The 23,384-nt window shown below is 68.4% G+C and carries 18 protein-coding genes; 6 read left to right on the top strand and 12 right to left on the bottom strand.

The window, feature by feature from the left end:
* Window positions 1–201: 201 nt before the first annotated feature.
* Together B9N97_RS36645 and B9N97_RS04040 are read left to right on the top strand one after the other, a co-directional pair.
* Window positions 202–2,037, top strand: a complete 1,836-nt coding sequence (locus B9N97_RS36645) for an ATP-binding protein (protein ID WP_280174733.1) — start codon at window positions 202–204, stop codon at window positions 2,035–2,037.
* Window positions 2,034–3,389 (top strand): sigma-54-dependent transcriptional regulator, encoded by a 1,356-nt coding sequence (locus B9N97_RS04040; RefSeq protein WP_085083637.1) that lies wholly within the window; start codon window positions 2,034–2,036, stop codon window positions 3,387–3,389. The genes B9N97_RS36645 and B9N97_RS04040 overlap by 4 nt, the downstream gene beginning before the upstream one ends.
* Window positions 3,390–3,414: 25 nt before the next feature.
* Here B9N97_RS04040 and B9N97_RS04035 read toward each other — a convergent pair whose 3' ends face one another.
* On the bottom strand, window positions 3,415–3,657 hold the full coding sequence (locus B9N97_RS04035; RefSeq protein ID WP_244560543.1) for a hypothetical protein: 243 nt from the start codon (window positions 3,655–3,657) through the stop codon (window positions 3,415–3,417).
* 465 nt (window positions 3,658–4,122) lie between these two features.
* Here B9N97_RS04035 and B9N97_RS04030 point away from each other — a divergent pair, with 465 nt between their 5' ends.
* The 3 genes from B9N97_RS04030 to treY all read left to right on the top strand — a co-directional run bounded on the left by B9N97_RS04030 (window position 4,123) and on the right by treY (window position 12,989).
* Window positions 4,123–4,431, top strand: a complete 309-nt coding sequence (locus tag B9N97_RS04030; RefSeq protein ID WP_085083633.1) for a hypothetical protein — start codon at window positions 4,123–4,125, stop codon at window positions 4,429–4,431.
* Window positions 4,432–4,551: 120 nt separating this feature from the next.
* Window positions 4,552–10,170: a malto-oligosyltrehalose trehalohydrolase gene (treZ, locus tag B9N97_RS04025; protein WP_085083631.1), complete on the top strand. Its 5,619-nt coding sequence runs from the start codon at window positions 4,552–4,554 to the stop codon at window positions 10,168–10,170.
* Window positions 10,171–10,208: 38 nt separating this feature from the next.
* Complete coding sequence (gene treY / locus B9N97_RS04020; RefSeq protein ID WP_085083629.1) at window positions 10,209–12,989, top strand: malto-oligosyltrehalose synthase; 2,781 nt, start codon at window positions 10,209–10,211, stop codon at window positions 12,987–12,989.
* Between the two features lie 68 nt (window positions 12,990–13,057).
* On the opposite strand, the gene B9N97_RS04015 is transcribed toward treY, so the two are convergent.
* Both B9N97_RS04015 and B9N97_RS04010 read right to left on the bottom strand, forming a co-directional pair.
* On the bottom strand, window positions 13,058–13,504 hold the full coding sequence (locus B9N97_RS04015) for a hypothetical protein (RefSeq protein WP_085083627.1): 447 nt from the start codon (window positions 13,502–13,504) through the stop codon (window positions 13,058–13,060).
* Between the two features lie 252 nt (window positions 13,505–13,756).
* Window positions 13,757–14,218, bottom strand: coding sequence for a response regulator (locus tag B9N97_RS04010; protein WP_085083625.1), 462 nt, complete (start codon window positions 14,216–14,218; stop codon window positions 13,757–13,759).
* A 228-nt stretch (window positions 14,219–14,446) separates the two neighbouring features.
* Between B9N97_RS04010 and B9N97_RS04005 the strand changes: the two genes are divergently transcribed.
* Window positions 14,447–14,665 carry a hypothetical protein gene (locus B9N97_RS04005; protein ID WP_085083623.1) on the top strand — a complete coding sequence of 73 codons (219 nt, stop codon included), beginning with the start codon at window positions 14,447–14,449 and terminating at the stop codon, window positions 14,663–14,665.
* A gap of 8 nt (window positions 14,666–14,673) precedes the next feature.
* Here the strand turns inward: B9N97_RS04005 and B9N97_RS04000 are convergent, their stop codons facing one another.
* From B9N97_RS04000 to B9N97_RS03960, 9 genes are all read right to left on the bottom strand, one after another.
* The gene (locus B9N97_RS04000) at window positions 14,674–15,456 is read right to left on the bottom strand and encodes an oxepin-CoA hydrolase, alternative type (protein WP_085083621.1); all 783 of its coding nucleotides are present in this window, start codon (window positions 15,454–15,456) and stop codon (window positions 14,674–14,676) included.
* The gene (locus B9N97_RS03995; RefSeq protein ID WP_167393187.1) at window positions 15,453–15,884 is read right to left on the bottom strand and encodes a PaaI family thioesterase; all 432 of its coding nucleotides are present in this window, start codon (window positions 15,882–15,884) and stop codon (window positions 15,453–15,455) included. The genes B9N97_RS04000 and B9N97_RS03995 overlap by 4 nt, the downstream gene beginning before the upstream one ends.
* Before the next feature lie 11 nt (window positions 15,885–15,895).
* Complete coding sequence (locus B9N97_RS03990) at window positions 15,896–16,618, bottom strand: ABC transporter ATP-binding protein (RefSeq protein WP_085083616.1); 723 nt, start codon at window positions 16,616–16,618, stop codon at window positions 15,896–15,898.
* Window positions 16,615–17,340 (bottom strand): ABC transporter ATP-binding protein, encoded by a 726-nt coding sequence (locus tag B9N97_RS03985; RefSeq protein ID WP_085083614.1) that lies wholly within the window; start codon window positions 17,338–17,340, stop codon window positions 16,615–16,617. Before B9N97_RS03985 ends, B9N97_RS03990 begins: the two co-directional genes overlap by 4 nt.
* The gene (locus B9N97_RS03980) at window positions 17,327–18,298 is read right to left on the bottom strand and encodes a branched-chain amino acid ABC transporter permease (protein WP_085083612.1); all 972 of its coding nucleotides are present in this window, start codon (window positions 18,296–18,298) and stop codon (window positions 17,327–17,329) included. Before B9N97_RS03980 ends, B9N97_RS03985 begins: the two co-directional genes overlap by 14 nt.
* A complete protein-coding gene (locus B9N97_RS03975) occupies window positions 18,295–19,173 on the bottom strand; it encodes a branched-chain amino acid ABC transporter permease (RefSeq protein ID WP_085083610.1) in 879 nt (292 codons plus the stop codon). The genes B9N97_RS03980 and B9N97_RS03975 overlap by 4 nt, the downstream gene beginning before the upstream one ends.
* Window positions 19,174–19,326: 153 nt before the next feature.
* Entirely contained in the window at window positions 19,327–20,505 is a 1,179-nt protein-coding gene (locus B9N97_RS03970; protein ID WP_085083608.1) for an ABC transporter substrate-binding protein, read from the bottom strand.
* 51 nt (window positions 20,506–20,556) lie between these two features.
* Window positions 20,557–22,125, bottom strand: coding sequence for a class I adenylate-forming enzyme family protein (locus tag B9N97_RS03965; protein ID WP_085083606.1), 1,569 nt, complete (start codon window positions 22,123–22,125; stop codon window positions 20,557–20,559).
* Window positions 22,122–23,273, bottom strand: coding sequence for an acyl-CoA dehydrogenase family protein (locus tag B9N97_RS03960; protein ID WP_085083604.1), 1,152 nt, complete (start codon window positions 23,271–23,273; stop codon window positions 22,122–22,124). Before B9N97_RS03960 ends, B9N97_RS03965 begins: the two co-directional genes overlap by 4 nt.
* Window positions 23,274–23,384 lie beyond the last annotated feature (111 nt).

Raw genomic sequence — 23,384 nt, 5'->3', positions numbered from 1 at the left:
CGCCGGCTGGGCGGGCGGACCCCAACTGATTGCCTGTGAAAGCAAGCGGTGGGCCAATTGCTGAATCCAGCAACATCAAGCATTTGCCGAATGGCCGAGGGCGAGAATCCGCACGACAGGGGGTCCGGCGATGTGCGAAAATCCGCACACTTCACAGCGCTGCGGCATCAATGTTGCGGCGCAGCAGGATCAGGGAAGACGTTGCTTAGCAATCCGACCGGCACGGCGACAGATTCGACCGCCCTTCCCTCCCCCGCCGCGACGTTGTCGCCGGCGGCGCAGCTGGTCGCCCGGGCGCTGGAACGGCCGCGCCGGCTGCTGATGGTGGCGCTGCTGCTGGGCGTCCCGGCGGCGGCGGCTTTGGCGGCGGGCTGGGCCTCGTCCGTGGCGCTGGACGATCTGAAGGACAGCGCGCGGGCGCAATTGGCGCTCTACAACGCCAACCTGCGGGCGGAGCTGGAGCGTCATGCCGCCGTTCCCCTGGCGCTGGCGCAGGACGAGGAGGTGCGCGCCCTGCTGGTCAACCCGACGCCGGCCGCGGTCGACCGGCTGAACCGCAAGCTGCAGGGCATTGCCCAGGCGCTGGACGCGCTGGCGCTTTACGTGATGGACGCCAAGGGGACGACGCTGGCGGCCAGCAACTGGAACAGCGCCGCCAGCTTCGTGGGCGAGAATTTCTCCTACCGTCCCTATTTCCGCATGGCGATGGACCAGGGGGAAGGGCACCATTTCGCGCTGGGCACCACCTCGCTGGTGCCGGGCTATTACACGGCGAATCGGGTGGTGGCGGAAAACCGCACAGTGGGGGCGGTGGTGCTGAAGCTGGGGTTCGACCGGCTGGAGCGCGGCTGGACTCCGGGGCAGGAAAAGCTGCTGGTGACCGACCGCGACGGGGTCGTGTTCATCACCAACATGCCCTCGTGGCGCTATCACGCTCTGCCCCGCCGGCTGCCGATCAGCCTGCCCATCGTGCCGGAAGGCACCAGCGAGGGGCTGGACGTGCTGCCCTGGGCCTTCGGCGGCGCCTCCGACCGCATCGCGCTGGAGGAAAAGGGCGGGCCGCGGCGCTATCTGCTGACCTCCGTCGCCATGCCCGGCGGCGATTGGACCCTGCACAGCCTGACCAGCCTGGACCCGGTGACCGCCCGCGCCTGGGTCGCCGGTCTGCTGGCGGCGGCGGCGGTGGCGATGGTCGCGCTCACCGCCTATGCGGTGGCGCTGCGCCGGGTAGCCCTGGTCGAGCGGATCGCCCTGCAGGAGGAATCGCGGGCGGAACTGGAGCGCCGGGTCGCCGCCGCAACCGCCGATCTGCGCGCGGCGGAGAACGAGCTGACCCAGGCGGCCAAGCTGGCGGCGCTGGGCCAGATGTCGGCCGGCATCGCGCACGAGATCAACCAGCCGCTGGCCGCCATGCGCAGCTTCGCCGACAACGCCGTGGTCCTGCTGGAGCGCGGGCGGATGGACGCGGTGCGCGGCAATCTGGCGGAGATCGCCGAACTGACCGACCGCATGGCCGCCATCACCCGCCAGTTGAAGGGATTCGCCCGCCGCGCCTCCGGCACGCTGGGGCCGGTGTCGGTGCAGGGCGCGGTGAGCCAGGCGCTTGCCCTGCTGGAATCCAAGCTGCGGCGCGAGGACATCACGGTCGAGGCCGATCTGCCCGATCAGCCGGTCCGGGTGGTGGCGGAGGATGTGCGGCTGCAGCAGGTGCTGGTCAACCTGATCGGCAATGCCGCCGACGCCATGCGCGGCTGTCCGGTGCGCCGCTTGCGCATCGGGCTGGTCACGGCGGAGGGCGAAGCGCTGCTGAGCGTCGCCGACACCGGCGGCGGTATCGCCGAGGCCGATCTGCCCCGGCTGTTCGTACCCTTCTTCACCACCAAGGAAGCCGGCGAGGGGCTGGGGCTGGGGCTGTCGATCAGCCACGGCATCGTCGAGGATTTCGGCGGCAGCCTGACCGCCGCCAACCGCAACGGGAAACCGGGCCAAGGCGCGGTCTTCACCCTGCGGCTCACCACCACGGAGCAGGCCATATGAGTCAGCCCATTCCCGAGGCCGCCGGCGCCGTGCTGTTCGTCGACGACGAGCGTGCGGTGCGTCTGGCCGGGCAGCAGGCGCTGGAACTGGCGGGGTTCGAGGTGACGGCCTGCGACGGGGCGGAGCGGGCTCTGCGCCATCTCGGCCGCGGCTGGCCGGGCTGCCTCGTCACCGACGTGCGCATGCCGCAGATGGATGGGCTGGCCCTGCTGGCGCGGGTGCAGGAGATCGACCCCGACCTGCCGGTCATCCTGATCACCGGCCATGGCGATGTGCCGATGGCGGTGGAGGCGATGCGCAACGGCGCCTACGATTTCCTGGAAAAGCCCTTTCCGTCCGACCGGCTGACCGAGATCGCCCGGCGCGCAGTGGAGAAGCGGCGGCTGGTGCTGGAGAACCGCAGGCTGCGGGCGCAGATCGCCGGCGGGGCCGATCCGGCGGAGACCATCGTCGGCCGCACGGCGGGAATCGAGCGGCTGCGCGCCACCATCGCCGCGGTTGCCGACACCGATGCCGACGTTCTGGTGTTCGGCGAGACCGGCACCGGCAAGGAGATGGTGGCCCGTGCGCTGCACGCCGCCAGCGGCCGGCGCAAGAACCCCTTCGTCGCGCTGAATTGCGGAGCCATGCCGGAGACGATCTTCGAGAGCGAGCTTTTCGGGCACGAGGCCGGCGCCTTCACCGGGGCCGCCAAGCGCCGGGTCGGCCGGATCGAGCATGCCGGCGGCGGCACTCTGTTCCTGGATGAGATCGAAAGCATGCCGCTGGCCCTGCAGGTCAAGCTGCTGCGGGTGATCCAGGAGCGGGTCGTCGAACCGCTGGGATCGAACGAGCAGGTGCCGGTCGATCTGCGGGTGGTCGCCGCCACCAAGGCGGATCTGCGGCAGGCGGCGGACGAGGGGAAATTCCGCGCCGACCTCTATTACCGGCTGAACGTCGTGGTGCTGACCATCCCACCCTTGCGGGAACGGCGGGACGACATCCCGCTGCTGTTCCAGCATTTCGTCGCCCAGGCCGCCGCCCGCTACAACCGCGAGCCGCGTGTGCCCACCCGCGAGCAGATGCAGCGGCTGATGAGCCAGGAATGGCCCGGCAACGTCCGCGAACTGCGCAACGCCGCCGACCGCTTCGTGCTGGGGCTGGAGGATGTGGCGCCAGCACCGGTGTCGGCACCGTCGGCGCTGTCGCTAGCCGAACAGGTCGACTTGTTCGAGAAGGGGCTGATCCAGTCCGAACTCGCCCGCCATCGTGGCAGCGTGAAGGCCGCCATCGAGGCGCTGAACATCCCGCGCAAGACCTTCTACGACAAGCTGAAACGCTACGGGCTGAGCCGGGAGGATTTCATCGAGTGAGTCCCTGCACTGTTAGGGATCCTCCTCAGAGATGCAGGAACTTCGCGATCCCCGCGAGCGCCAGCACGCTGACGATGAAGCCCAGCAGATGAAGTGTGGTCGGGAGCTTTTCGACCGCGCCCTCGACCTTGGCGACACGTTCCCCCACCTTGGCGACATCCTCCTTTGTCGCCAGGGATTTCAACCGCTCGTCAATCCGTGCAAGCGTCGGCGCCATCTGATCAAGGATGGTTTCCAGCCGGTCAACGCGTCGGGTCAGGTCGTCCATACTAGGAGGATGGCCCCCGCCACCGCTTCCGTCAACGGGCGCACGTTCGCTACCCTGTGTGATCGATTGCCGATCATCCATGCCGGATGCTCTGTTCGGAAGGCCCATTGCAACGTTATCCTGGATTTTCGGTGGACTCTGCTCGCTTGGTACGCGCCACAATCGGAATGCAAATGTATTTTTGCGAAATAAAAAGGAATTTTCCACAACTCATCACGTCCTGCGGTGGATGGCCGCCCCCTTCCTTCTCCCATCCGTGCAGTTGACATCCGGTTCCGCTTGCCGGTTGCGCCCCCGGTTCCCATGTCGCTTCACATGTCCGGCAGCCTTCCCCATGCTTCAGGAAACCGGCTTTCGGACAGCTCGGCCGGGCGGACCTTTCCTTCGTTTCGGCTGTTGTACTGAAGACCACACAGCACCGACGTCGAAGGGGACGGCCTTAGAATGTCACCGAGGATTAGCACCATGACCCCCCGTCTCCTTGCGGAGCTTCTGGAACCGATCCTGACCGCAGCGGAAGACGACGAAGAGGCCCTGTCCGAGGCCGTGAACCTGACCGCGGAGGCCATGGCGGCGCTGGGCGCCACCGTGCTCGATCCCGACGGGAAGCCGGCCCGCGGGGTGTCCGATGAGCGGGCCGTCGTCGCCGCGCTGAACACCCACGCACACAATCTGATGCGCGACGGCCGGTTGGACGACGTGGTCGAGGCCCTGCAAGTGGCCGAGCGGATCGGCCGTCTCGCCCATCTGCCGCACCACCCGCGGACCGTCTGACCACTCTTTCGGGAGAAGGGCGCGGTCGTTCGTGGAAGCGGCTTCGCGGGTGCGGGAATTTCTCCCCGCCGTGCTGTTTGAGCGACGTGCCACCCAGCGCTCAACAGGGGAGGAGCCCTCGTGCCCACCGCGCCGCAGCCACATGCCCAAGCAACTGTTTTGGCCAACCCGCTGGAAAGCGGGATCCTGTCCCGCCTCCAGGACGACCTGCTGCCTGACCATCTGCTGACCCGCCGCTGGTACGCGGCAAAGGACGCCGGACGGCCGGTCGTGCGCATCGTCGACGCCCTGCCGCTGCCGCTCGCCGGCGGATCGCAGGCGCAGCTCTGCCTGTTGCGGGTGGAGCCGCCGGGGCGGGAGCCGCAGCTCTACCAGCTTCCCCTGATCCTCGACCGCGGCACCGGCGAGGATGCGTCGGTGATCGCAGGCTCCAAGGACCTGCCGGTCCCGGGGCGCCTGCGCGACGGCTATGCCGATGACGGCGTGGTCCGCGCGCTGCTGGGCGCCATTCTGAAGCGAGATCCCGAACCCAGCGAAACCGCGCTGTCCGCCGGCCTGACCGCCGGCCACACCCGCGCCTGCGAGGCGCTGGCCGAACGGTTGCATGCCGACGCCCCGCTGCATCGGATGACTGCCGAACAGTCCAACACCTCCATCCGCGTCGGGGACGCCGCCATTTTGAAGGGGTTGCGCAAGCTGGAACCCGGCATGCACCCCGAACTGGAGGTCAGCCGCTTCCTGACCGAGGTGGCGCAGTTCCCCAACACGCCGGCCCTGCTGGGCTGGGTCGAGCGGTCCAACAGCTCCGGCTCCACCACGCTGTGCGTCATGCAGGAGCTGGTGCCGGAGGCGAAGGACGCCTGGGGTCATGTCACCGGTTACCTGAACGACCGCGTCGCCAGCTTCGAGGATAGCGAGGCGGCGCAGGCCGCCGATGTCGACAGCGTCGGCTTCCTTCGCCTGCTGGGCCAGCGGACGGCGGAGCTTCACCGGGCGCTCGCCACCCCCGGCGGCGGCGACGCCTTCACGCCTGAGCCGGCGACGGCGGAGCGGCTGACGGAGTGGGCGGCCGGGGTGCGGACCCTGGCGAAGCGCGTGCTGGAACGGCTGCGCGCTGCGGGGCAAGTGGATAAGCAGACGCTGGACCCGGCGATTGCCGCGCAGGCCGCCGCCCTGGCGGCGAGCGAGGCGGCAGTGATGGCGCAGATCGACGCGCTGATCCCCGCGAACGCCGATCTCAGCGCCATGCGGCTGCACGGGGACTATCATCTGGGTCAGGTGCTGGTGTCGCGCGGCGACGTGCAGATCGTCGATTTCGAAGGCGAACCGATGCGCCCGCTGGCCGAGAGGCGGGCCAAGCACTGCATCCTGCGCGATGTCGCCGGCATGCTGCGCTCCATCGCCTATGCCGCCGCCATGGCGCGCGAGGCGGTCCCGGCCGGGCTGGATGGCCCGTCGCGTGATGCTCGTGTCGCGTGGCTGTCCTGGTGGGAGGGGGCGGCGTCGGCCGCCTTCCTCGACGGTTATCGCACCGCAATCGGCGACTGTCCCGGCTTCCCGCGCGATCCGCAAGCCGCCGCGCCGCTGCTGAAGCTGTTCCTGCTGGAAAAGGCGTTGTACGAGGTCGGATACGAGCTTGCCAACCGGCCGGGCTGGGTGGCGATCCCGCTGGCCGGCGTCACCGCCATCATCCGCGCCGATGCCGGGCCGGAGATCGCCAGCCGCGACCGCGACCGCATTCCCCCGGTGGACGAGCGCCGCCGCAGCCATTCCATGCCCTTCGGTGCGGAGGTACAGGCCGACGGGTCCGTCCGTTTCTCCCTCTGGGCGCCGACGGCGGCGTCGGTCCTGCTGTCGCTCGACGATGGCGGGCCGCCACTGGCGATGGAAAGCCAGCATGACGGCTGGTTCAGCCTGACCACCGCGCGGGCGCAGGCGGGCAGCCGTTACCGCTTCGTCCTGCCGGATGGGCTGGCGGTGCCGGATCCGGCCTCCCGTTTCCAGCCGGACGACGTGCATGGCGCGTCTGAGGTGATCGACCCCGGCGTGCATGCCTGGACAGACGCCGCCTGGACCGGACGGCCTTGGCACGAGACGGTGCTGTACGAGTTGCATGTCGGCACCTTCACCCCGGAAGGCACCTTCCTCTCCGCCATCGAGCGGCTGGACGATCTGGTCGAGTTGGGTATCACGGCCATCGAGCTGATGCCGGTGGCCGATTTCCCCGGCACGCGCAACTGGGGCTATGACGGGGTGCTGCCCTTCGCGCCGGACAGCGCCTATGGCCGGCCGGAGGATCTGAAGACGCTGGTGCAGGAGGCGCACGCCCGTGGGCTGATGGTCTTCCTCGACGTCGTCTACAACCATTTCGGGCCGGAGGGGAATTACCTCCACGCCTTCGCCGACAGCTTCTTCACCGACCGTCACAAGACGCCGTGGGGGGCGGCGATCAATGTGGATGGCGAGCGCAGCGGGCCGGTGCGCGACTTCTTCGTCCACAATGCGCTCTATTGGCTGGAGGAATATCACCTCGACGGGCTGCGGCTGGACGCGGTCCACGCCATCATCGACGACAGTGACCGCCACGTGCTGGAGGAACTGGCGGAGCGGGTGCACGGCCATTTCCAGAACCAGCGCCATGTCCATCTGGTGCTGGAGAACGACGCCAATCAGGCACGCTTCCTGGCCCGCCACCGCGAGGGCGATCCGCGCTGGCACACCGCCCAGTGGAACGACGACCTGCACCACTGCCTGCACAGCGCGGCGACCGGCGAGGATGGCGGCTATTATGCCGACTACGCCCATGACCCGGCCAAATGGGGCCGCGCGCTGGCGGAGGGCTTCGCCTTCCAGGGCGATCCGTCGGCCTATCGCGACGGCGAGTTGCGCGGGGAGCCGTCGGCCCATCTGCCGCCGACCGCCTTCGTCACCTTCATCCAGAACCACGACCAGATCGGCAACCGGGCCTTCGGCGAGCGCATCACCCACATCGCCAAGGCCGAGGCGGTGCGCGCCGCCACCATCCTCTATCTGCTGGGTCCCGGCATCCCCATGCTGTTCATGGGCGAGGAATGGGCGTCGGCCAAGCCCTTTCCCTTCTTCTGCGACTTCGGCGAGGAGTTGGCGGAGGCGGTGCGCAAGGGCCGGGCGGAGGAATTCGCCAAGTTCCCCGAATTCCAGAACCCCGACGCCCGCGCCCGCATCCCCGACCCCACCGCGCCGGAGACCGCGGAGTCGGCGAAGCTGGACTGGGATGCCCGCGGACAGGCGGAGCATGCGAATTGGCTCGACTGGTATCGCCGGGCACTGGCAGTGCGCCGGGCGGAGATCGTGCCGCGGCTGGACGCGGTTCCCGGCGGTGCGTCGAGCCATAAGGCGGTCGGCAAGACCGGGCTGACCGTCTGCTGGAAGCTGGGCGACGGCAGCCGCCTGCACGCCTTCGCCAATCTCGGCGACACGCCGGCCGCCGGCTTCCCGGAGGCGTCGGGGCGTGTGCTGTGGTCCGAAGGCGCCGGGCTTTCCGGCGATACGCTCGGGCCCTGGTCGGTGGTGCTGTGGCTGGAGGAGGCCTCGGCGCTCGACCGGCTGGCCGACCGCATGGGGGTGGAACGCTCCTTCGACAATGCCGCCGGGGAGACGGTGACGGCCAGCGAGGAGACCATCCGCGCCCTGTTATCGGCGATGGGGGTAGAGGCGGGCGATGAGGCCGCCGCGCTGGCCCATCTCGACCGGCTGGACGAGGAGGAGTATGGCCGCGCCCTGCCCCCGGCGGTGGTCCGCCGCGCCGGAGCGGCGGTCACCGTGCCGGTCACCCTGCCCCACGGCACCCGCACCCTGCGCTACACCCTGACGCTGGAAAGCGGAGAGACGCAGAGCGGCGTCGTCGGCTTCGCCAGCCTGCCGCGCTGCCGCTGCATCACCGCCGGCGACGTGACCTATGCCGAGCGGCGGCTGCCGCTGGGCAAACTGGGCAAGGCCGGCTACCACACGCTGCGGGTGGAGACGGAGCATGGCACCGCCGAAACCCGCCTGATCCTGGCGCCCGCCCGTTGCCATCTGCCGACGCCGATGCTGGTGGGGGAGAAGCTGTGGGGCCTGTCGGCGCAGCTCTACACCCTGCGCAGCGACCATGACTGGGGCATCGGCGATTTCGGGGATTTGCGGACACTGGCCGACATCGCGGCGGCGCGCGGGGCGGCGGTGATCGGGTTGAACCCGCTGCACGCCATGTTCCTCGACAATCCGGACCATGCCAGCCCCTACTCCCCGGCCAGCCGGCTGTTCCTGAACCCGCTCTACATCGACGTCACCGCCATTCCGGAGTTCCTGGACGATGCGGAACTGCGCCGCCAAGTGGCCTCGCCGGAGTTCCGGCAGGCGCTGGAGGCGGCGCGGTCCACCTCCCACGTCGACTACGTCGCGGTCGCAAAGCTGAAGTTGCCGATCCTGGAAAAGCTGTTCGCCGATTTCCAGGCATCGGCCAAGCCGGAGCGTCGCGCCGCCTTCGACACCTTCTGGACGGAAAGCGGCATCGGGCTGGAGCGGTTCGCCACCTTCCAGGCCTTGCGCGAACGTTTCGCGCAAGAGGGCAAGGCCGATTGGCACCGCTGGCCGGCGGATTACCACGACGCCACCGCGCCGGCGGTGGAGCGGTTCGCCAAGGAGCATTCCGACCGCGTCGCCTATTACGCCTGGCTGCAATGGCTGGCCGACGACCAGCTGCGCGTGGCGGCGGAGCGGGCGACCGAACTGGGCATGACCATCGGCTTCTACCGCGACCTCGCTGTCGGCGCCGATGCCAGCGGGGCGGAGACCTGGATGACGCCGGAGGCGGTGGTCGGCGCCGCCCATGTCGGCGCCCCGCCCGACCTGTTCAACCCGGCCGGGCAGGATTGGGGGCTGCCGCCCTTCCATCCGCAGGCGCTGCGCGCCGCCGGCTATCAGCCCTTCATCGATCTGGTCCGCGCCAACATGCGCCATGCCGGTGCGCTGCGCATCGACCACGCCATGGCGTTGCAGCATGTCTACTGGATCCCCGACGGCCACCCGCCGGGCGAAGGCGCCTATGTCGCCTATCCGATGGAGGATCTGCTGGGCATCCTGGCGCTGGAAAGCCAGCGTCACCGCTGCCTCGTGGTCGGCGAGGATCTGGGCACCGTGCCGGAGGGTTTCCGCGAGCGGATGACCGAGGCCGGGGTGCTGAGTTACCGCGTCGTCTTCTTCGAATGGACGGAGGATGGCGCTTTCAAGGGGCCGGACGAGTATCCGGAACTGGCGCTCGCCACCGTCGGCAGTCACGACCTCGCCACGCTGCGCGGCTGGTGGGAGGGCGACGATATCGTACTGAAAGCCGAGAAGGGCCTCTATCCGGCGGAGGACGAGGCGGAGAAGCAGCAGGCCCGCCGCGCCGCCGACCGCAACGCCCTGATCGACGCCCTGCGCGCCGCCGACATCGCCCTGCCCGCCGGGTTCGGGCCGGACAGCCCCTATGACGCGGCGCTGGACCATGCGGTGCATGCCTTCCTCGCCCGCACCAACGCGGCGCTGGCGGTGGCGCAGCTGGACGACCTGACCCGCGAGCGCGATCAGGTCAATCTGCCCGGCACCACCGACCAGTATCCCAACTGGCGCCGCAAGCTGTCGATGACGCTGGAGGAGCTGGCCGATGCACCGGAACCGGCCGCCGTCGCCGATATCCTGGCCGCGGCGCGCCAATCCTCTTCCCCTGCTCGCCGCTAATAAAAAACGCCCTTCCCTATTCCGAGGAGCACACACCCATGGCCCCCGCCGCCGGCAAGCCCATCCCTCGTGCGACGTACCGGGTCCAACTGAATGGCGAGTTCGGCTTCGACCGCACCGCCGCCATCGCCGACTACATCGCCCGTCTGGGCGTCAGTCATCTCTACGCCTCCCCCTACATGAAGGCGCGGCCGGGCAGCACCCACGGCTATGACATCGTCAATCACAACGAACTGAATCCGGAGGTCGGCGACCAGAACGACTTCCGCGATCTGGTGGAGGCGCTGAAGCGCAACAACCTGGGCCAGATCCTGGACTTCGTCCCCAACCACATGGGCGTCGGCGGCAGCGACAACGAATGGTGGTTGAATGTCCTGGAGTGGGGGCCGGATAGCCCGTATGCCGGGTATTTCGACATCGAATGGGAATCCGACTACCGCTATCTCCAGGGCAAGGTCCTGGTGCCGTTCCTGGGCGACCAGTATGGCGCGGTGCTGGTGTCGGGCGGGCTGGAACTTCGCTTCGATCCGGAGACCGGCAGCTTCGCCGTCTGGGCCTATGGCAGCCACAAGCTGCCGGTGCGGCCGCAGGATTACGGCACCATCCTGGGCAGCGACCACCCGGATCTGGAGCGGATCGCCGATGCCTTCACCCATCTGATGGATGCCCGCCCCCATCAGCTTCGCGGTGCGTCCGACCTGAAGGCGGAACTGGCGGGGCTGGTGGCGACCCGGCCCGACGTGGCCGACGCGATCAATCAGCGGCTGGCGGTCTTCCGCGGCTATCAGGGGGAGATCGACACCTGGGGCCATCTGCATGAGCTGATCGCCTGCCAGAACTGGCGCGTCGCCTATTTCAAGGTGGCGGCCGACGACATCAATTATCGCCGCTTCTTCAACATCAACGAGTTGGCCGGCCTGCGCATGGACGAGCAGGAACTGTTCGACGTCGCCCACCGCATGGTGCTGGCCATGGTGGCCGACGGCACGCTCGACGGCATCCGCATCGACCACATCGACGGGCTGATCGACCCCAAGAGCTATTGCGAGCGGCTGGTCGCGGCGTCTTCCAAGCCCTTCTATCTGGTGGTGGAGAAGATCCTCGCCCGGCACGAGCGGCTGCGCGAGGATTGGCCGATCGACGGCACCACCGGCTACGAATATGCCAACCTGATGGGCGGCCTGTTCGTCGATCCCAAGGCGGAGGAGACCTTCACCCGCCTCTATGCCGACTTCATCGGCCGGCGCGACGATTTCGAAGAGGTGGTGCGGCAGTGCAAGATCCGCATCATGGAAAGCGAGATGGCGAGCGAGTTGAACGTGCTGTCGCGCAAGGCGTCGCGCATCGCCCGCTCCAACCCGGCCACCGCCGACTTCACCGCCAACATCCTGCATCAGGCGCTGAAGGAGACCATCGCCCGCTTTCCAGTCTATCGCACCTATGTCGATGGCGGCGTGCCGAGCGACCTCGACCGCCGCGACATCGACTGGGCGATCTCCCAGGCGCGGCGGGTGGAGCAGGGACCGGACGGCTCGGTCTATGACTTCCTGCAGCGGCTGCTGACCACCGATCTGGTGGCGGCGCCCAAGAGCGGCTACAGCCACCGGCAGGTCACCCGCTTCGCCATGCGCTTCCAGCAGTACAGCGGACCGGTGATGGCGAAGGGGCTGGAGGACACCGCCTTCTACCGCTACAACCGCTTGGTTGCGCTCAACGAGGTCGGCGGCCATCCCGACCATTTCGGCGTCAGCGTCTCCGCCTTCCACCGCGCCAACCAGGACCGTGCCCGCAACTGGCCCGGCAACATGCTGGCCAGCACCACCCACGACACCAAGCGCGGCGAGGACACCCGCGCCCGGCTCTACGCCCTGTCGGAGATGCCGGAGGAATGGGAACGGCAGGTGCAGACCTGGAGCCGTCTGCTGCGCGCCCGCCGCGGAGATGTGGAGGGCACCGCCCCGCCCGACCGCAACGACGAATACCTGTTCTACCAGCTGCTGCTCGGTGCCTGGCCAGCGGAACTGACCGGCGCCTCGGTCGAGCAGATCGACCAGTCGGCGATGACCGCCTTCGCCGAGCGCATCGTCGGCGCCATGACCAAGTCGATGCGCGAGGCCAAGGTCCATTCGACCTGGGCGGCGCCGAACGAGACCTATGAGGGGGCGGTCGTTAGCTTCATCCACGATGCCCTGGACGTGACCCGCCGCAACGCCTTCCTTGAGGCCTTCCTGCCCTTCCAGGCGACGCTGGCGCGCATCGGCATGGTCAATGGGCTGTCCCAAGCCCTGCTGAAGCTGACCAGCCCCGGCGTGCCCGACATCTACCAGGGCTGCGAGCTGTGGAACCTCAGCCTCGTCGATCCCGACAACCGCCTGCCGGTGGATTACGACGCCCGCCGCAAGCTGCTGGACGAGGTCGAGGAGGTGGTGGAGCGCGGCGCCGTGTCCGGGTTGCTGGAGCGTTGGACCGACGGTGCAGTGAAGCTGGCTGTCACCCGGCAGGCACTGGCGGTTCGCGCGGAGATGCCGGAGGTCTTCAGTGCCGGCGAGTATCTGCCGCTGGAGGCGACCGGGGACCGCGCCGACCATGTGGTGGCCTATGCCCGCCGCAGCGGCGAAGACACGGTGCTGGTGGCGGTGCCGCGGCTGGTCGGGCAGTTGGGAGAAAGCCCGGACTGGGGCAACACCGCGATCCCGCTGCCGCGCGGCACCCGCTGGCGCAACCGGCTGACCGGAGCGGAGGTGGAGGGCGGTGACGCGGTCATGGCGACGACGCTGTTCGCCGACCTGCCGGTGGCCCTGCTGTCGCAGGAGGGGTGAGGCCGGCGTCGTAACGAAAGGGCGCGCGAGTGATCGCGCGCCCCTTTGCGTTGCCGGGATAGTGAGCGTCAGCGGGTCGTGCCGCCGGTGCCCGAGGAGGAACCGCCCGCCGAACCGCCCGTCGAACTGCCCATGGAGCCCGACGGCTGCTGCGTGCCGACCGGGCCGTCGGAGCCGGTGCCCATGGAGCCGCTGTTGCCCGTGCTGTTGCCGCCCATGCCGTTGGTCGAACTGGAGGAGCCCGAACCGGTCATCGAACCGCTGCCCATGGAAGAGCCGCTGGAGGACGAGCCGCTGGAGCCGCTGGTGGCGCCGCTGTTGCTGTCGACACCGCCCATGCTGCCGCAGCCGAGCTGGTTGTTGGAGGTGCAGGGCGGGTTGGTCTGGTTGGCGTTGGTGCTCGGACCGGCGCTGGTCGCGGCGGGGCTGCCGGAGATGGAGTTGCTGCCGGCGGCAAAGGCCGGGGCGGCCATCAGGGCAAGAGCGGCGGCGGTGCCGATCATCAGGCTCTTCATGTCAATTCCTTTCGCTGCGCATGCCCCTTGCCGCTGGTCTTGCAGCAATGGGCAGCCGGTGTCTGGGAACGTCGAAGTCCGGGAACATCGAAACGGAACGTCGAAACTCGTGGACGGAGGCGGGAGTTCGTCTCCGTCATCCACGCAACCAACAGCGGCAGCCGGCAATCATTGCGCAGGCATCTTGCCCCAAAAGGAAAACGCCCGCCGAAGGGGCGGGCGTTCTCAGGGGACGATGCGCCAGGATGCCGGTCAGGCCGTGCGGGCCTTGGGCAGGTTGCCGGCGCTCAGGCTGGCGGTGGTGGCGACGGAGCCGTGGAAGATTTCCAGCGCCGCCGGCGTGGAGGACGGCCGCAGGCCGCCCAGGATTTCGCCCGCCGCGCCGACGGCCTGGACCAGCGCGTCCGGCATCACCGGCTTGCGCAGCAGACCCATGGCGAATTCGCGGGCTTCGGCCGCATGGTGGTCGAAGCCGGTCATCAGCAGCGACGGAACGCCGTTTTCCTCCCACAGCCGCCGGGCGAGCACGAGACCATTCTCCCCACCGGCGAGATTGACGTCGACCAGCGCCAGGTCGGGACATTCGCGGGCACCGACCCGCGCGGCCTTCACGGCATCGCGCAGCGGTCCAACCACGGTATAGCCCGCATTCTCCAGAACGGCCTTTACGGCCGGACCGATCAGCGGATCGTCCTCGACGACAAGCAACTTCAAGACGGCATGCTCCCTTGATTGACGGTGCGGGCTTATAGCCCGTCCCGTCCGGTTTTCGAAGCGCGTTCGGCTTCGATCAACTGAACCGCCCATGTTTGTCGCGGTTCCGCTCCGTTCAAGAGGTCTAAGGGGTACTCCCTTACGGGTATGCCGCCTCACTGAACGTCCGGGCTGGAAACATACACCATTTCAGCCTGTTTTACCCAGACGCGAGAGAGGAAAGACGCAATGTCATTCGTTGAACTGACCGATACGACCGGGGAAACCGTTCTGGTGAACCCCATCGCGGTCGCCTACCTGCGTGTTACGGCCGATGGAGGCACCGACCTGTATTTCGCCGGCCGGGCGGAGCCGCTGCGGCTGCCGGGCGCGCCGGCCGATGTCGCCCGCGCCCTGGAAAACGCCGCACCGACCCCGCCCGACCCTACCCTGTCGTTGCTGGCCTGACGATAAGCTCAGCCTCTGGGATAGTTGGGAGCCCGCTTCTCGAAGAATGCGGTGATGCCCTCCGCCGCCTCCGCCCCATGCAGTGCCTCGACGAAGAAGGCGGCTTCCCGGTCGAGCTGGTCGTCGGGTCCGCCGAAGCCGCTTTCGATCAGCCGCTTGGCCCGGCCGATGGCGAGCGTCGGCCCCTCGGCCAGCCGCTCCGCCCAGGCCAGGGCTTCGGCAAGCGCGGTGCCCGGAGCCACCACCCGGTTGACGATGGCGAGCTGGGCCAGCCGGGCCGCGCCGATCTTGCCGCCTTCGAACATGATCTCGGCCGCCAGCTGTGGAGTCGCCGCGCGGGCGAGGAAGGCCGACGCGCCGCCGTCCGGGTTCAGCCCGACCTTCACATAGGCCAGCGTGAACACCGCATCCTCCGCCGCGACGATCAGGTCGCAGCCGAGCGCGATGGAGAAGCCGGCCCCGGCGGCGGCGCCCTCGACCGCGGCGATCACCGGCTTCGGGCAGGCGCGCATGGCGCGGGTCCAGCCATGGAAGCGCTCCAGGCTGGCGCGGGTCACCTTCGGATCGGCCTTGGCGTTCCCGAGCAGCCGACCCAGGTTGCCGCCGGAACAGAAGCTGCCGTTGGCCCCGGTCAGGACGATGGCGCCAACCCCCGGATCCTCGGCCGCCTGGGTCAGCGCGTCGCGCGCGGCGACCATCATCTCCGGCCCCAGCGCGTTCCTGGTGGCCGCGTCGTCCATCGTCAGCACCATCACGCGGCCCTGGTGCGTGACGGTCAATTGTCCGCTCATAGCTCGGTCCCCTCCCGGTTCTCGCTGCCCGGCCGGTATTTGAACATGCCTTCCGACGTGGCGATCAGGGCGCCGGTGTCGCCATGGCGGAGTTCCGCCGCCACCCCGACGATCTTGCGCCCGCCGCCGCGCAGCCGGCCGGTGGCCACCAGCGTACCGGTGCGCGCCTGACCCAGGAAGCTGGTCGACAAGGACAGCGTCACCACCCGGCGCACCCGGCTGGGGAAGGGACAGTATGTTGCCGAAAATCCGGAAACCGTGTCCAAAAGCGTCGTCATGACGCCGCCATGCACGACGCCAGCCCGGTTCAGGTGGCGCTCGTCAATGGCCATGGTGAGTTCCGCCGCCCCATCCTCCCAGCGACTCAAGGCGTAGCCCAGCAGGCGTTGGAAGCCGGATTCCGGCTCCCCGTTCATCAGATCGTCCATACCCTGTCCCATCACGCGGCTGTTTCGTGTGCGAAGTAAAGCGCGTGCAGGCGCTCCAGGTCCACCCGGTCGCCGCGTTCGGACAGCACCACCTTGCCCGACTGCATCAGATAGACGTGGTCGGCGATCTTCAGCGCGCGGCTGGTGTTCTGCTCCACCAGCAGGATGGTCAGCCCCTCCGCCCGCAGGCGGGCCAGGATGCGGAAGATCTCGTCCACCACCACGGGGGCGAGGCCGAGCGACGGCTCGTCGATCAGGCAGACGCGGGGCTGTTCCATCAGGCCGCGGCCGATGGCGAGCATCTGCGCCTCGCCGCCCGACAGGGTGCCGGCGATCTGGCCGCGCCGTTCCGCCAGACGGGGGAACATGTCCATGACCATCGCCTTGTTGCGCTTCCAATCCCTGCGGCAGCCGGGCGGGAAGGCACCCATCATCAGGTTGTCCTCCACCGTCATGTCGGGGAAGATCATCCGGCCTTCGGGGATCATCACCACCCCGTCGGCCACCCGGTCCCAGGTCTTCATCGCCTTGCGGCTCTGCCCGTCGACGCGGATGTCGCCTGCGGTGGCGGGCACCAGACCCATGATGGCGCGCAGCAGCGTGGTCTTGCCGGCCCCGTTCGGGCCGACGATCACCGTCGTCTTGCCGGTCTCCACCGACAGCGAGACGTCCCACAGCACGTTGATCGCGCCATAGCCGGCCCGAAGCGTCAGGATGTCGAGCGCGTTGGTCATGACGCCTCCGCAAGTGTGGTTTCGCCGGTGTAGCTGCGGATCACCTCCGGGTCGCGGAAGACCGCGTCGGGGGAGCCGTCGGCGATGATCTGGCCGAAATTCAGCACCAGCACGCGCGGGCAGAGCGCCGCGATGGTGGCGATGTCGTGTTCGATGATGACCATGGCGAGGCGGTAGCGGTCGCGCACCGCCGCCAGCCGTTCCATGAAGGCGCGCTTGCTGCTGGTCTCAAGCCCGGCCAGCACCTCGTCCAGCAGGAGCAGGCTGGGCTCGGTCGCCAGAGCCTTGCCGACCTCCAGCGCCTTGTGCTCGGTCAGCGCAAGTTCGGTGGTGGCGTCGCGGTCGGCCTTGTCGCGCAGGTTCAGGATGTCGAGGATCTCGTCGATCCGCTTCGGATCCTTCTTGCCGGCGCCGAAGCGTTGGGCCACCAGCAGGTTCTCCCGCACCGTGCAGTGGCCGAAGGGGCGCGGGATCTGGAAGCTGCGGCCGATGCCGAGCCGCGCCCGCTTCCATTCCGGCAGCTTCAAGAGAGAGGTGCCACGGAAATCGAGCCGGCCGGCGGTCGGCCGCACCACGCCGGAGATGACGTTGAACAGGGTGGTCTTGCCGGCGCCGTTGGGGCCGACCAAGCCGATGCTCTCGCCCTCCGCGACGGAGAAGCTGGCGCTCTTCAGCGCCTGCACGCCGCCGAAATTCACCTGGACGCCTTCAAGCGTGAGCATGGCGGTTCTCCTTCACCGGGCGGCGGCGCAAGGCCGGCATCAGCCCGCCGGGGCTGAACAGGATCATGGCGCAGAGCAGCACGCCCAGGATCATCTGGTGGCCGTGCGGCAGGATCGGCTTGAACAGCAACTGGTCGACCAGATAGATCGCCAACGCCCCGACCACCGGCCCCCACACCGTGCGGTAGCCGCCGAAGATCGCCGCGGCGATGGGCAGCACGGTCCAGCCGCTGGAAAAGGCGTAATCGGGGTCGAGGAAGCTGATGAAATGGGCGTTGAAGGCGCCGACCACCCCGGTGATGAAGGCCGACAGCACCAGCATCGCCGCCTTCAGGTGGGTGCTGGGCACGCCGACGACGCGGGTCGCCACCTCGGTGTCGTGCATCGCCTTCAGGGCGAGGCCCCAGGTGCTGCGCCGGATGGCGTCATAGGCGAACGCCGCCAGCACCACGATGGTCAGCACGATCAGGTAGCCGCCCAGCTTCTCGCCGAATTCGAAGCCCAGCAGGGTGGGAAAGCGCGGGATCGACAGCAGCCCGCCGGCCCCGCCGGTGACCGCGGTCATCTCCGTCGCCAGAATCTGGAAGATGTGGGCATAGGCGAGGATGGCGAGCGCGAAATAGGGACCGCGCAGCCGCAGCGCCGGCAGCATGGCGATGGAGGACACCGCCGCCCCCACCCCGCCCAGCAGCATGGCCGCGAAGACCGGCACCCCCAGCTTCATCGCCAGCACGGCCGAGGTGTAGGACCCCACCCCGAAGAAGGCGGCGTGGCCGAAGCTGACCATGCCGCCGAGGTTGCCCAGCAGCGCCCAGGCCACCGCCACGCCGGCGATGGTCAGCGCCGCGACGATCAGCCCCAGCACATAGGCGTTGCCGCCCAGCAGCAGCGGCACGCCGACATAGGCGATGGCGAGGGCCGCGGTCAGAACGATGCGGTTCATGAGCGTTTTGGTCATCGCGCCAGTGCCCTCCCGCCGCCGAACAGGCCCGAGGGCGAGACGAACAGCACGACCAGGAACAGGATCATTCCCGCCAACTCCTGCAGCGAGGCCGACAGATAGGTGACCGTCAGCGATTCGATGACGCCGATCATGATGGCGCCGATCAGCACGCCGGGGATCGACCCCATCCCGGCCAGCACGGTGATGATGAAGGCCTTGACCGTCAGCACATGGCCCAAGGCCGGGAAGACGGTCTTGCCGGTGTAGATGGCGAAGCCGGCGAAGGTGGCGAGCAGGGCCGCGATCAGGAAGGACAGGATCTCGATCTTGCGCGGGTTGACGCCCATCAGCGTCGCCGCCGCCCGGTTCGACGACAGTGCCCGCACCGCCCGGCCCTGCCAGGAATGGTTCAGCCACCACCAGACGCCGGCCATCAGCACCAGCCCGCCGATGAAGGCCGCGACCTCCGCGTTCATGGCGAACAGGGTATCGGCGATCACCATCGAATCCTGGAACCAGGGGTCGGAGGTCGAATGGATGTCGGCGGCCCAGATCGACAGGATGGCGTTGGTCAGGATGATCCCCAGCCCGAAGGTGAGGATCAGCGAGTTGATCTCGCGGTCCTGGTTGATCCGGCTGAGCAGCGCATAGACGATGGCCGACGCCGTCCCGACGATCACCAGCGCCACCGGGATCGCCATCACTGGGTTGACGCCATAGTTGGTTTCCGCCGCATAGGCGACATAGGCGGCCAGCAGCACCAGCTCGCCATGGGCGAGGTTGATGACCCGCATGGTACCGAACACCAGCGCCAGCCCGACCGCCACGGTCGCGTAATAGCCGCCGGCGAGCAGGCCCGAGAACAGTGCCTGGAGCGTCAGTTCAAGCATGGATTACGCCCTTTTGGGGGAGGGACCTCATCCCCTCTCCCCCCGGGGAGAGGGTTAGGGTGAGGGGGTCGCGCAGCAGGGATTCTTGGGATATCCACGCTGTGCATCCCCCTCACCCCGACCCTCTCCCCGGGGGGGAGAGGGGGTATCCACTCACCACGGAACCGCCGGGAAGTTCATCTTTCCGTTGGCGGCGTCGCTCGGCCAGACCAGGACCACCTTGCCGCCCTGGTGCTGGCCCATGCGGTGGGTGAAGTTCAGGTTGTCGCCGTTCTTGTCGAAGGTGACGCGGCCGATCAGGGTATTGGCGTCGGTCTTGCGCAGTTCTTCCGGCAGGCCACCCTTGCCCAGCGTCCCGGCCTCGTCGGCACGGACGACGGCGTCGATCAGCAGGCGGGTCTGGACATAGCCGAACTGGCCCAGATAGTCGGGGTCCTTGTTGAACAGCTTCTTATAGGTGGCGGCGAACTCCACCGCCTCCGGCTGGGTGAATTCCACCGGATAGGGCAGCATGGAGGTGCCGTAGACATTCTCCATCAGGTCGGGGAATTCCTTGGCCATCTGCGCGGTGGCGAGCGACCAGACGCCGACCACCGCCTTGACCTGCGGTTTCAGCACCTTGGCGGCGCGCAGGATGCCGACATAGTCGTTCTCGTAGCCGACCATGGCGATGACGTCCGGGCGGTCCTGCAGCTTCACCTTGTTCATCAGCGGCTTGAAGTCGCTGGTGGAGCCGTCGAACTCGTGCATGCCCACCGTGATGCTCTTGCCGGTCAGCGCGGTGTTCACCTGCTTGGCGAGGCTGCTGGTCGCATCCTTGTTCAGATAGACGATGGAGACCTTCTTGGCGCCCATCTCCTGGATCAGGCCGATCATCGCCAGCGCGTAGCCGTCGGTGTTGTTGATGCGGAAGAAGGTGGGATAGCCGCGCTGGGTCAGTTCCGGCGAGACGCCGCCCGAGGTGATGTAGACCAGCCCGGCCTTCTGTGCCGCTTCCGACGCCGGGCCGATGATGTTGGAGCCGTAGCCGCCGGTGATCGCCACCACCCCGTCGCCGGCCAGCTTCTCCACCGCCGCTACGCCCTTGGCCGGGGAGGTCTCGTCGTCGATGGTCTGGACTTTGAAGCTGTGCTTGCCGGCATAGCTCTTGTTGGCCATCTCGATGGCGACGGCGATGCCCTCATGCATGCCCTGGCCGACGCGGGCGAGGCTGCCGGTCAGCGGCAGTTCGGAGCCCAGCAGGAACTCCTTGGCCTGCGCCGCCCCGGCGCCAAGCGCCACCGACAGGGCCAGTGCGGATACGGTTGCGAATTTGGCGATCGTCCGGGTCATGCTTTCGTTCCCTCCCATGGGCATTGTCGTTTTAGGGCTTTGTTCGTTAAGTCAGGCGGCCATCACTTCGGCGGCGAGCGCCCGGAGGCCGCTTTTCAGCAGCTTGCCGGTCGGGCTGGCCGGCAGGGCGTCCATGGCGACGATGCGCGACGGGCGCTTGTAGGGAGCCAGCCGTTCGGCGGCCCAGGCCTTCAGTTCCTCCTCCGTGGCGCTGCGGCCGGGGACGAACTGGACGAAGGCCACCACCTCCTCGTTGCCGGCGACGGCGTGGCCGACCACTGCTGCAAGTGTCACCGCCGGGTGGCTGGTCAGCACACCCTCCACCTCCTCCGGGTACACGTTGAAGCCGGAGCGGATGACGATCTCGCGGATGCGGCCGACCACGGCGACGCAGCCGTCCGGCTCCAGCCGGGCGACGTCGCCGGTCTTCAGCCAGCCGTCGTCGGTGATGACCTGGGCGGTCAGCGCCGGTTCGCGGTAATAGCCGAGCATCACGTTGGGGGCGCGGACCCACAGCTCGCCCGGTTCACCGTCGGCGACATCCCGGCCGGTGACGTGGTCGACGAAGCGCATCTCCACCAGCGGTAGGGCCGGGCCGATGGAGGTGTCGGTTCGCGGCGCGTCCAGCCGGGTCTGCGTCACCGTCGGCGAACATTCGGTCAGGCCGTAGCCGTTGTGCAGCGGCAGGCCGAAGACCCGCTCCACCGCCAGCTTGAGGTCGAGGTCCAGCACCGACCCGCCCGAGGACAGGTAGCGCAGGGCCGGCGCGTTGGGCGTGCGGCCGGTGACGGTGGCGTGCTCCACCAGCTTGGCGTACATGGCTGGAACACCCTGGAACACCGTGACCCCATCCTGTTCCAAGGCCTGCCAGACCGCTGCCGGAGCGAAGCGGGGGACCGTGTGCAGGCAACCGCCGGCATAGAGGGTGCCGAGGCAGGTGGAGGCGAGGCCAAAGACGTGGCTGACCGGCAGCACGCCATAGGTGCGGTCGCCGGGGCCGAGCCCGCGCATCCAGCCCGACACCGAGGCGACGAACAGCAGACCGCGGTGGGACAGCATCACGCCCTTGGGCTTGCCGGTGGTGCCGGAGGTGTAGATCAGCGCGCCGACCTGCCGCTGGTTGCCGGCATGGACCGGCTCCGGTTCGGCCGCCAGCAGCGGGCCGACGGCCATCGGCGGCAGGTCCGGGTCGCCGAGAGGTTCGGCGCCATGGCGGGCGGCGTGGGCGGCGGCGTCGGAGGATACCGTATCGGTATAGAAGATCCGACGCGGCCGGCAGTGGTCGCGGATGGTATCGATCTCGCGGTCCGACAGGCGGGCGTTGACGATGACCGGCCAGGCGTCGCACTCGCTCGCCGCCAGGATCAGGGTGACCGCGGCGAGGCCGTTCTCGCAGACGATCATCACCCGGTCGCCGCCGATCACCCCCAGCCGCCGGAGATGCGCAGCGGCGCTGCCGACGGCCTGGGACAGGCGGCGGTAGCTCCATTCCTGCGTCCCGTCGAACAGGGCGGGGGCGTCCGGCGTCCGTTCCGCCCAGGCGAGCGCGGCGTGGCTGATGCGCGGCGGCAGCGCCGCCACCATCGCGGCGAAATCGGGAACCGGCCGCCCCACAGTCATGCCGCCTCCCGGATCATGTTGCGGGCGATGACGAGCTGCTGGATCTGGGTGGTGCCCTCATAGATGCGGAACAGGCGGACGTCGCGATAGAAGCGCTCGATCCCGTAATCGGCGATGTAGCCGGCACCGCCATGGATTTGCACCGCCCGGTCGGCGACGCGGCCGACCATCTCGGTCGAGAACATCTTGCAGCAGGCGGCGTCGGTGTTGACGTTCTGCCCGGCGTCGCGGCGTCGCGCGGTCTCCACCACCATGCAGCGGGCGGCGTAGGCTTCCGCCCGGCTGTCGGCCAGCATCGCCTGGATCAGCTGGAATTCGGCGAGCGGCTGGCCGAACTGCTTGCGCTCCATCGCGTAGGACAGGCTGTCGCGGATCAGCCGCTCGGCCAGACCGACGCAGACGGCGCCGATGTGCAGGCGGCCGCGGTCGAGAACCTTCATCGCCGTCTTGAAGCCCTGCCCTTCCTTGCCGCCCAGGATGGCGCTGGCCGGAACGCGGCAGTCCTCGAAGATGACGTCGCAGGTGTGGGCGCCCTTCTGCCCCATCTTCCTGTCGATGGGGCCGAGCGACAGGCCGGGCGTCCCGGCTTCCACCAGGAAGGCCGACACCCCGCGGGCGTCGCGGCTTTCCAGGTCGGTGCGGGCGAACACGGTGAAGAGACCGGCCTGCGGCGCGTTGGTGATGTAGCGCTTGGTGCCGTTCAGGATGAAGTGGTCGCCGTCGCGCCGCGCGGTGGTACGGAGCGAGCCGGCGTCGGACCCCGATTCCGGTTCGGTCAGGGCGAAGGCGCCGACGATCTCGCCGGCGGCCAGACGCGGCAGATAATTCTGCTTCTGCTCCTCCGTCCCGTCGATGACGATGCCCTGCGAGCCGATGCCGTTGTTGGTGCCGATCAGCGAGCGGAAGGCCGGCGAGGTCTGGCCCAGCTGAAAGGCGACCTGCACCTCGTCCGACATCGACAGGCCCAGCCCGCCATATTCCTCCGGGATCGACAGGCCGAACAGGCCCATCTCGCGCATCGCGGCGATCACCTCGGGCGGAATGGCGTCGTCCTCCGCCACTTTATGCTCAAGCGGGACCAGCTTTTCGCGGACGAAGCGCCCCAGCGTGTCCAGCAGTTGATCCAAAACGTCCTTGTCCAAGGCCATGCGTGCTCTCCGTCCGGGGAGAATGATTTCAGGGGAAACCAAGCATCAAGGGGGATTGAGGGGGCGCCGCCTCATCTGTTCGTTGGCCACGCTGACAGATGACGCTGAGGC

It is taken from the genome of Azospirillum oryzae (assembly GCF_900177515.1).
Lineage (GTDB): Bacteria > Pseudomonadota > Alphaproteobacteria > Azospirillales > Azospirillaceae > Azospirillum > Azospirillum oryzae_A.
Note: the sequence above shows the minus strand (reverse complement) of the source record. Positions and strands in the feature narration are given on the sequence as shown.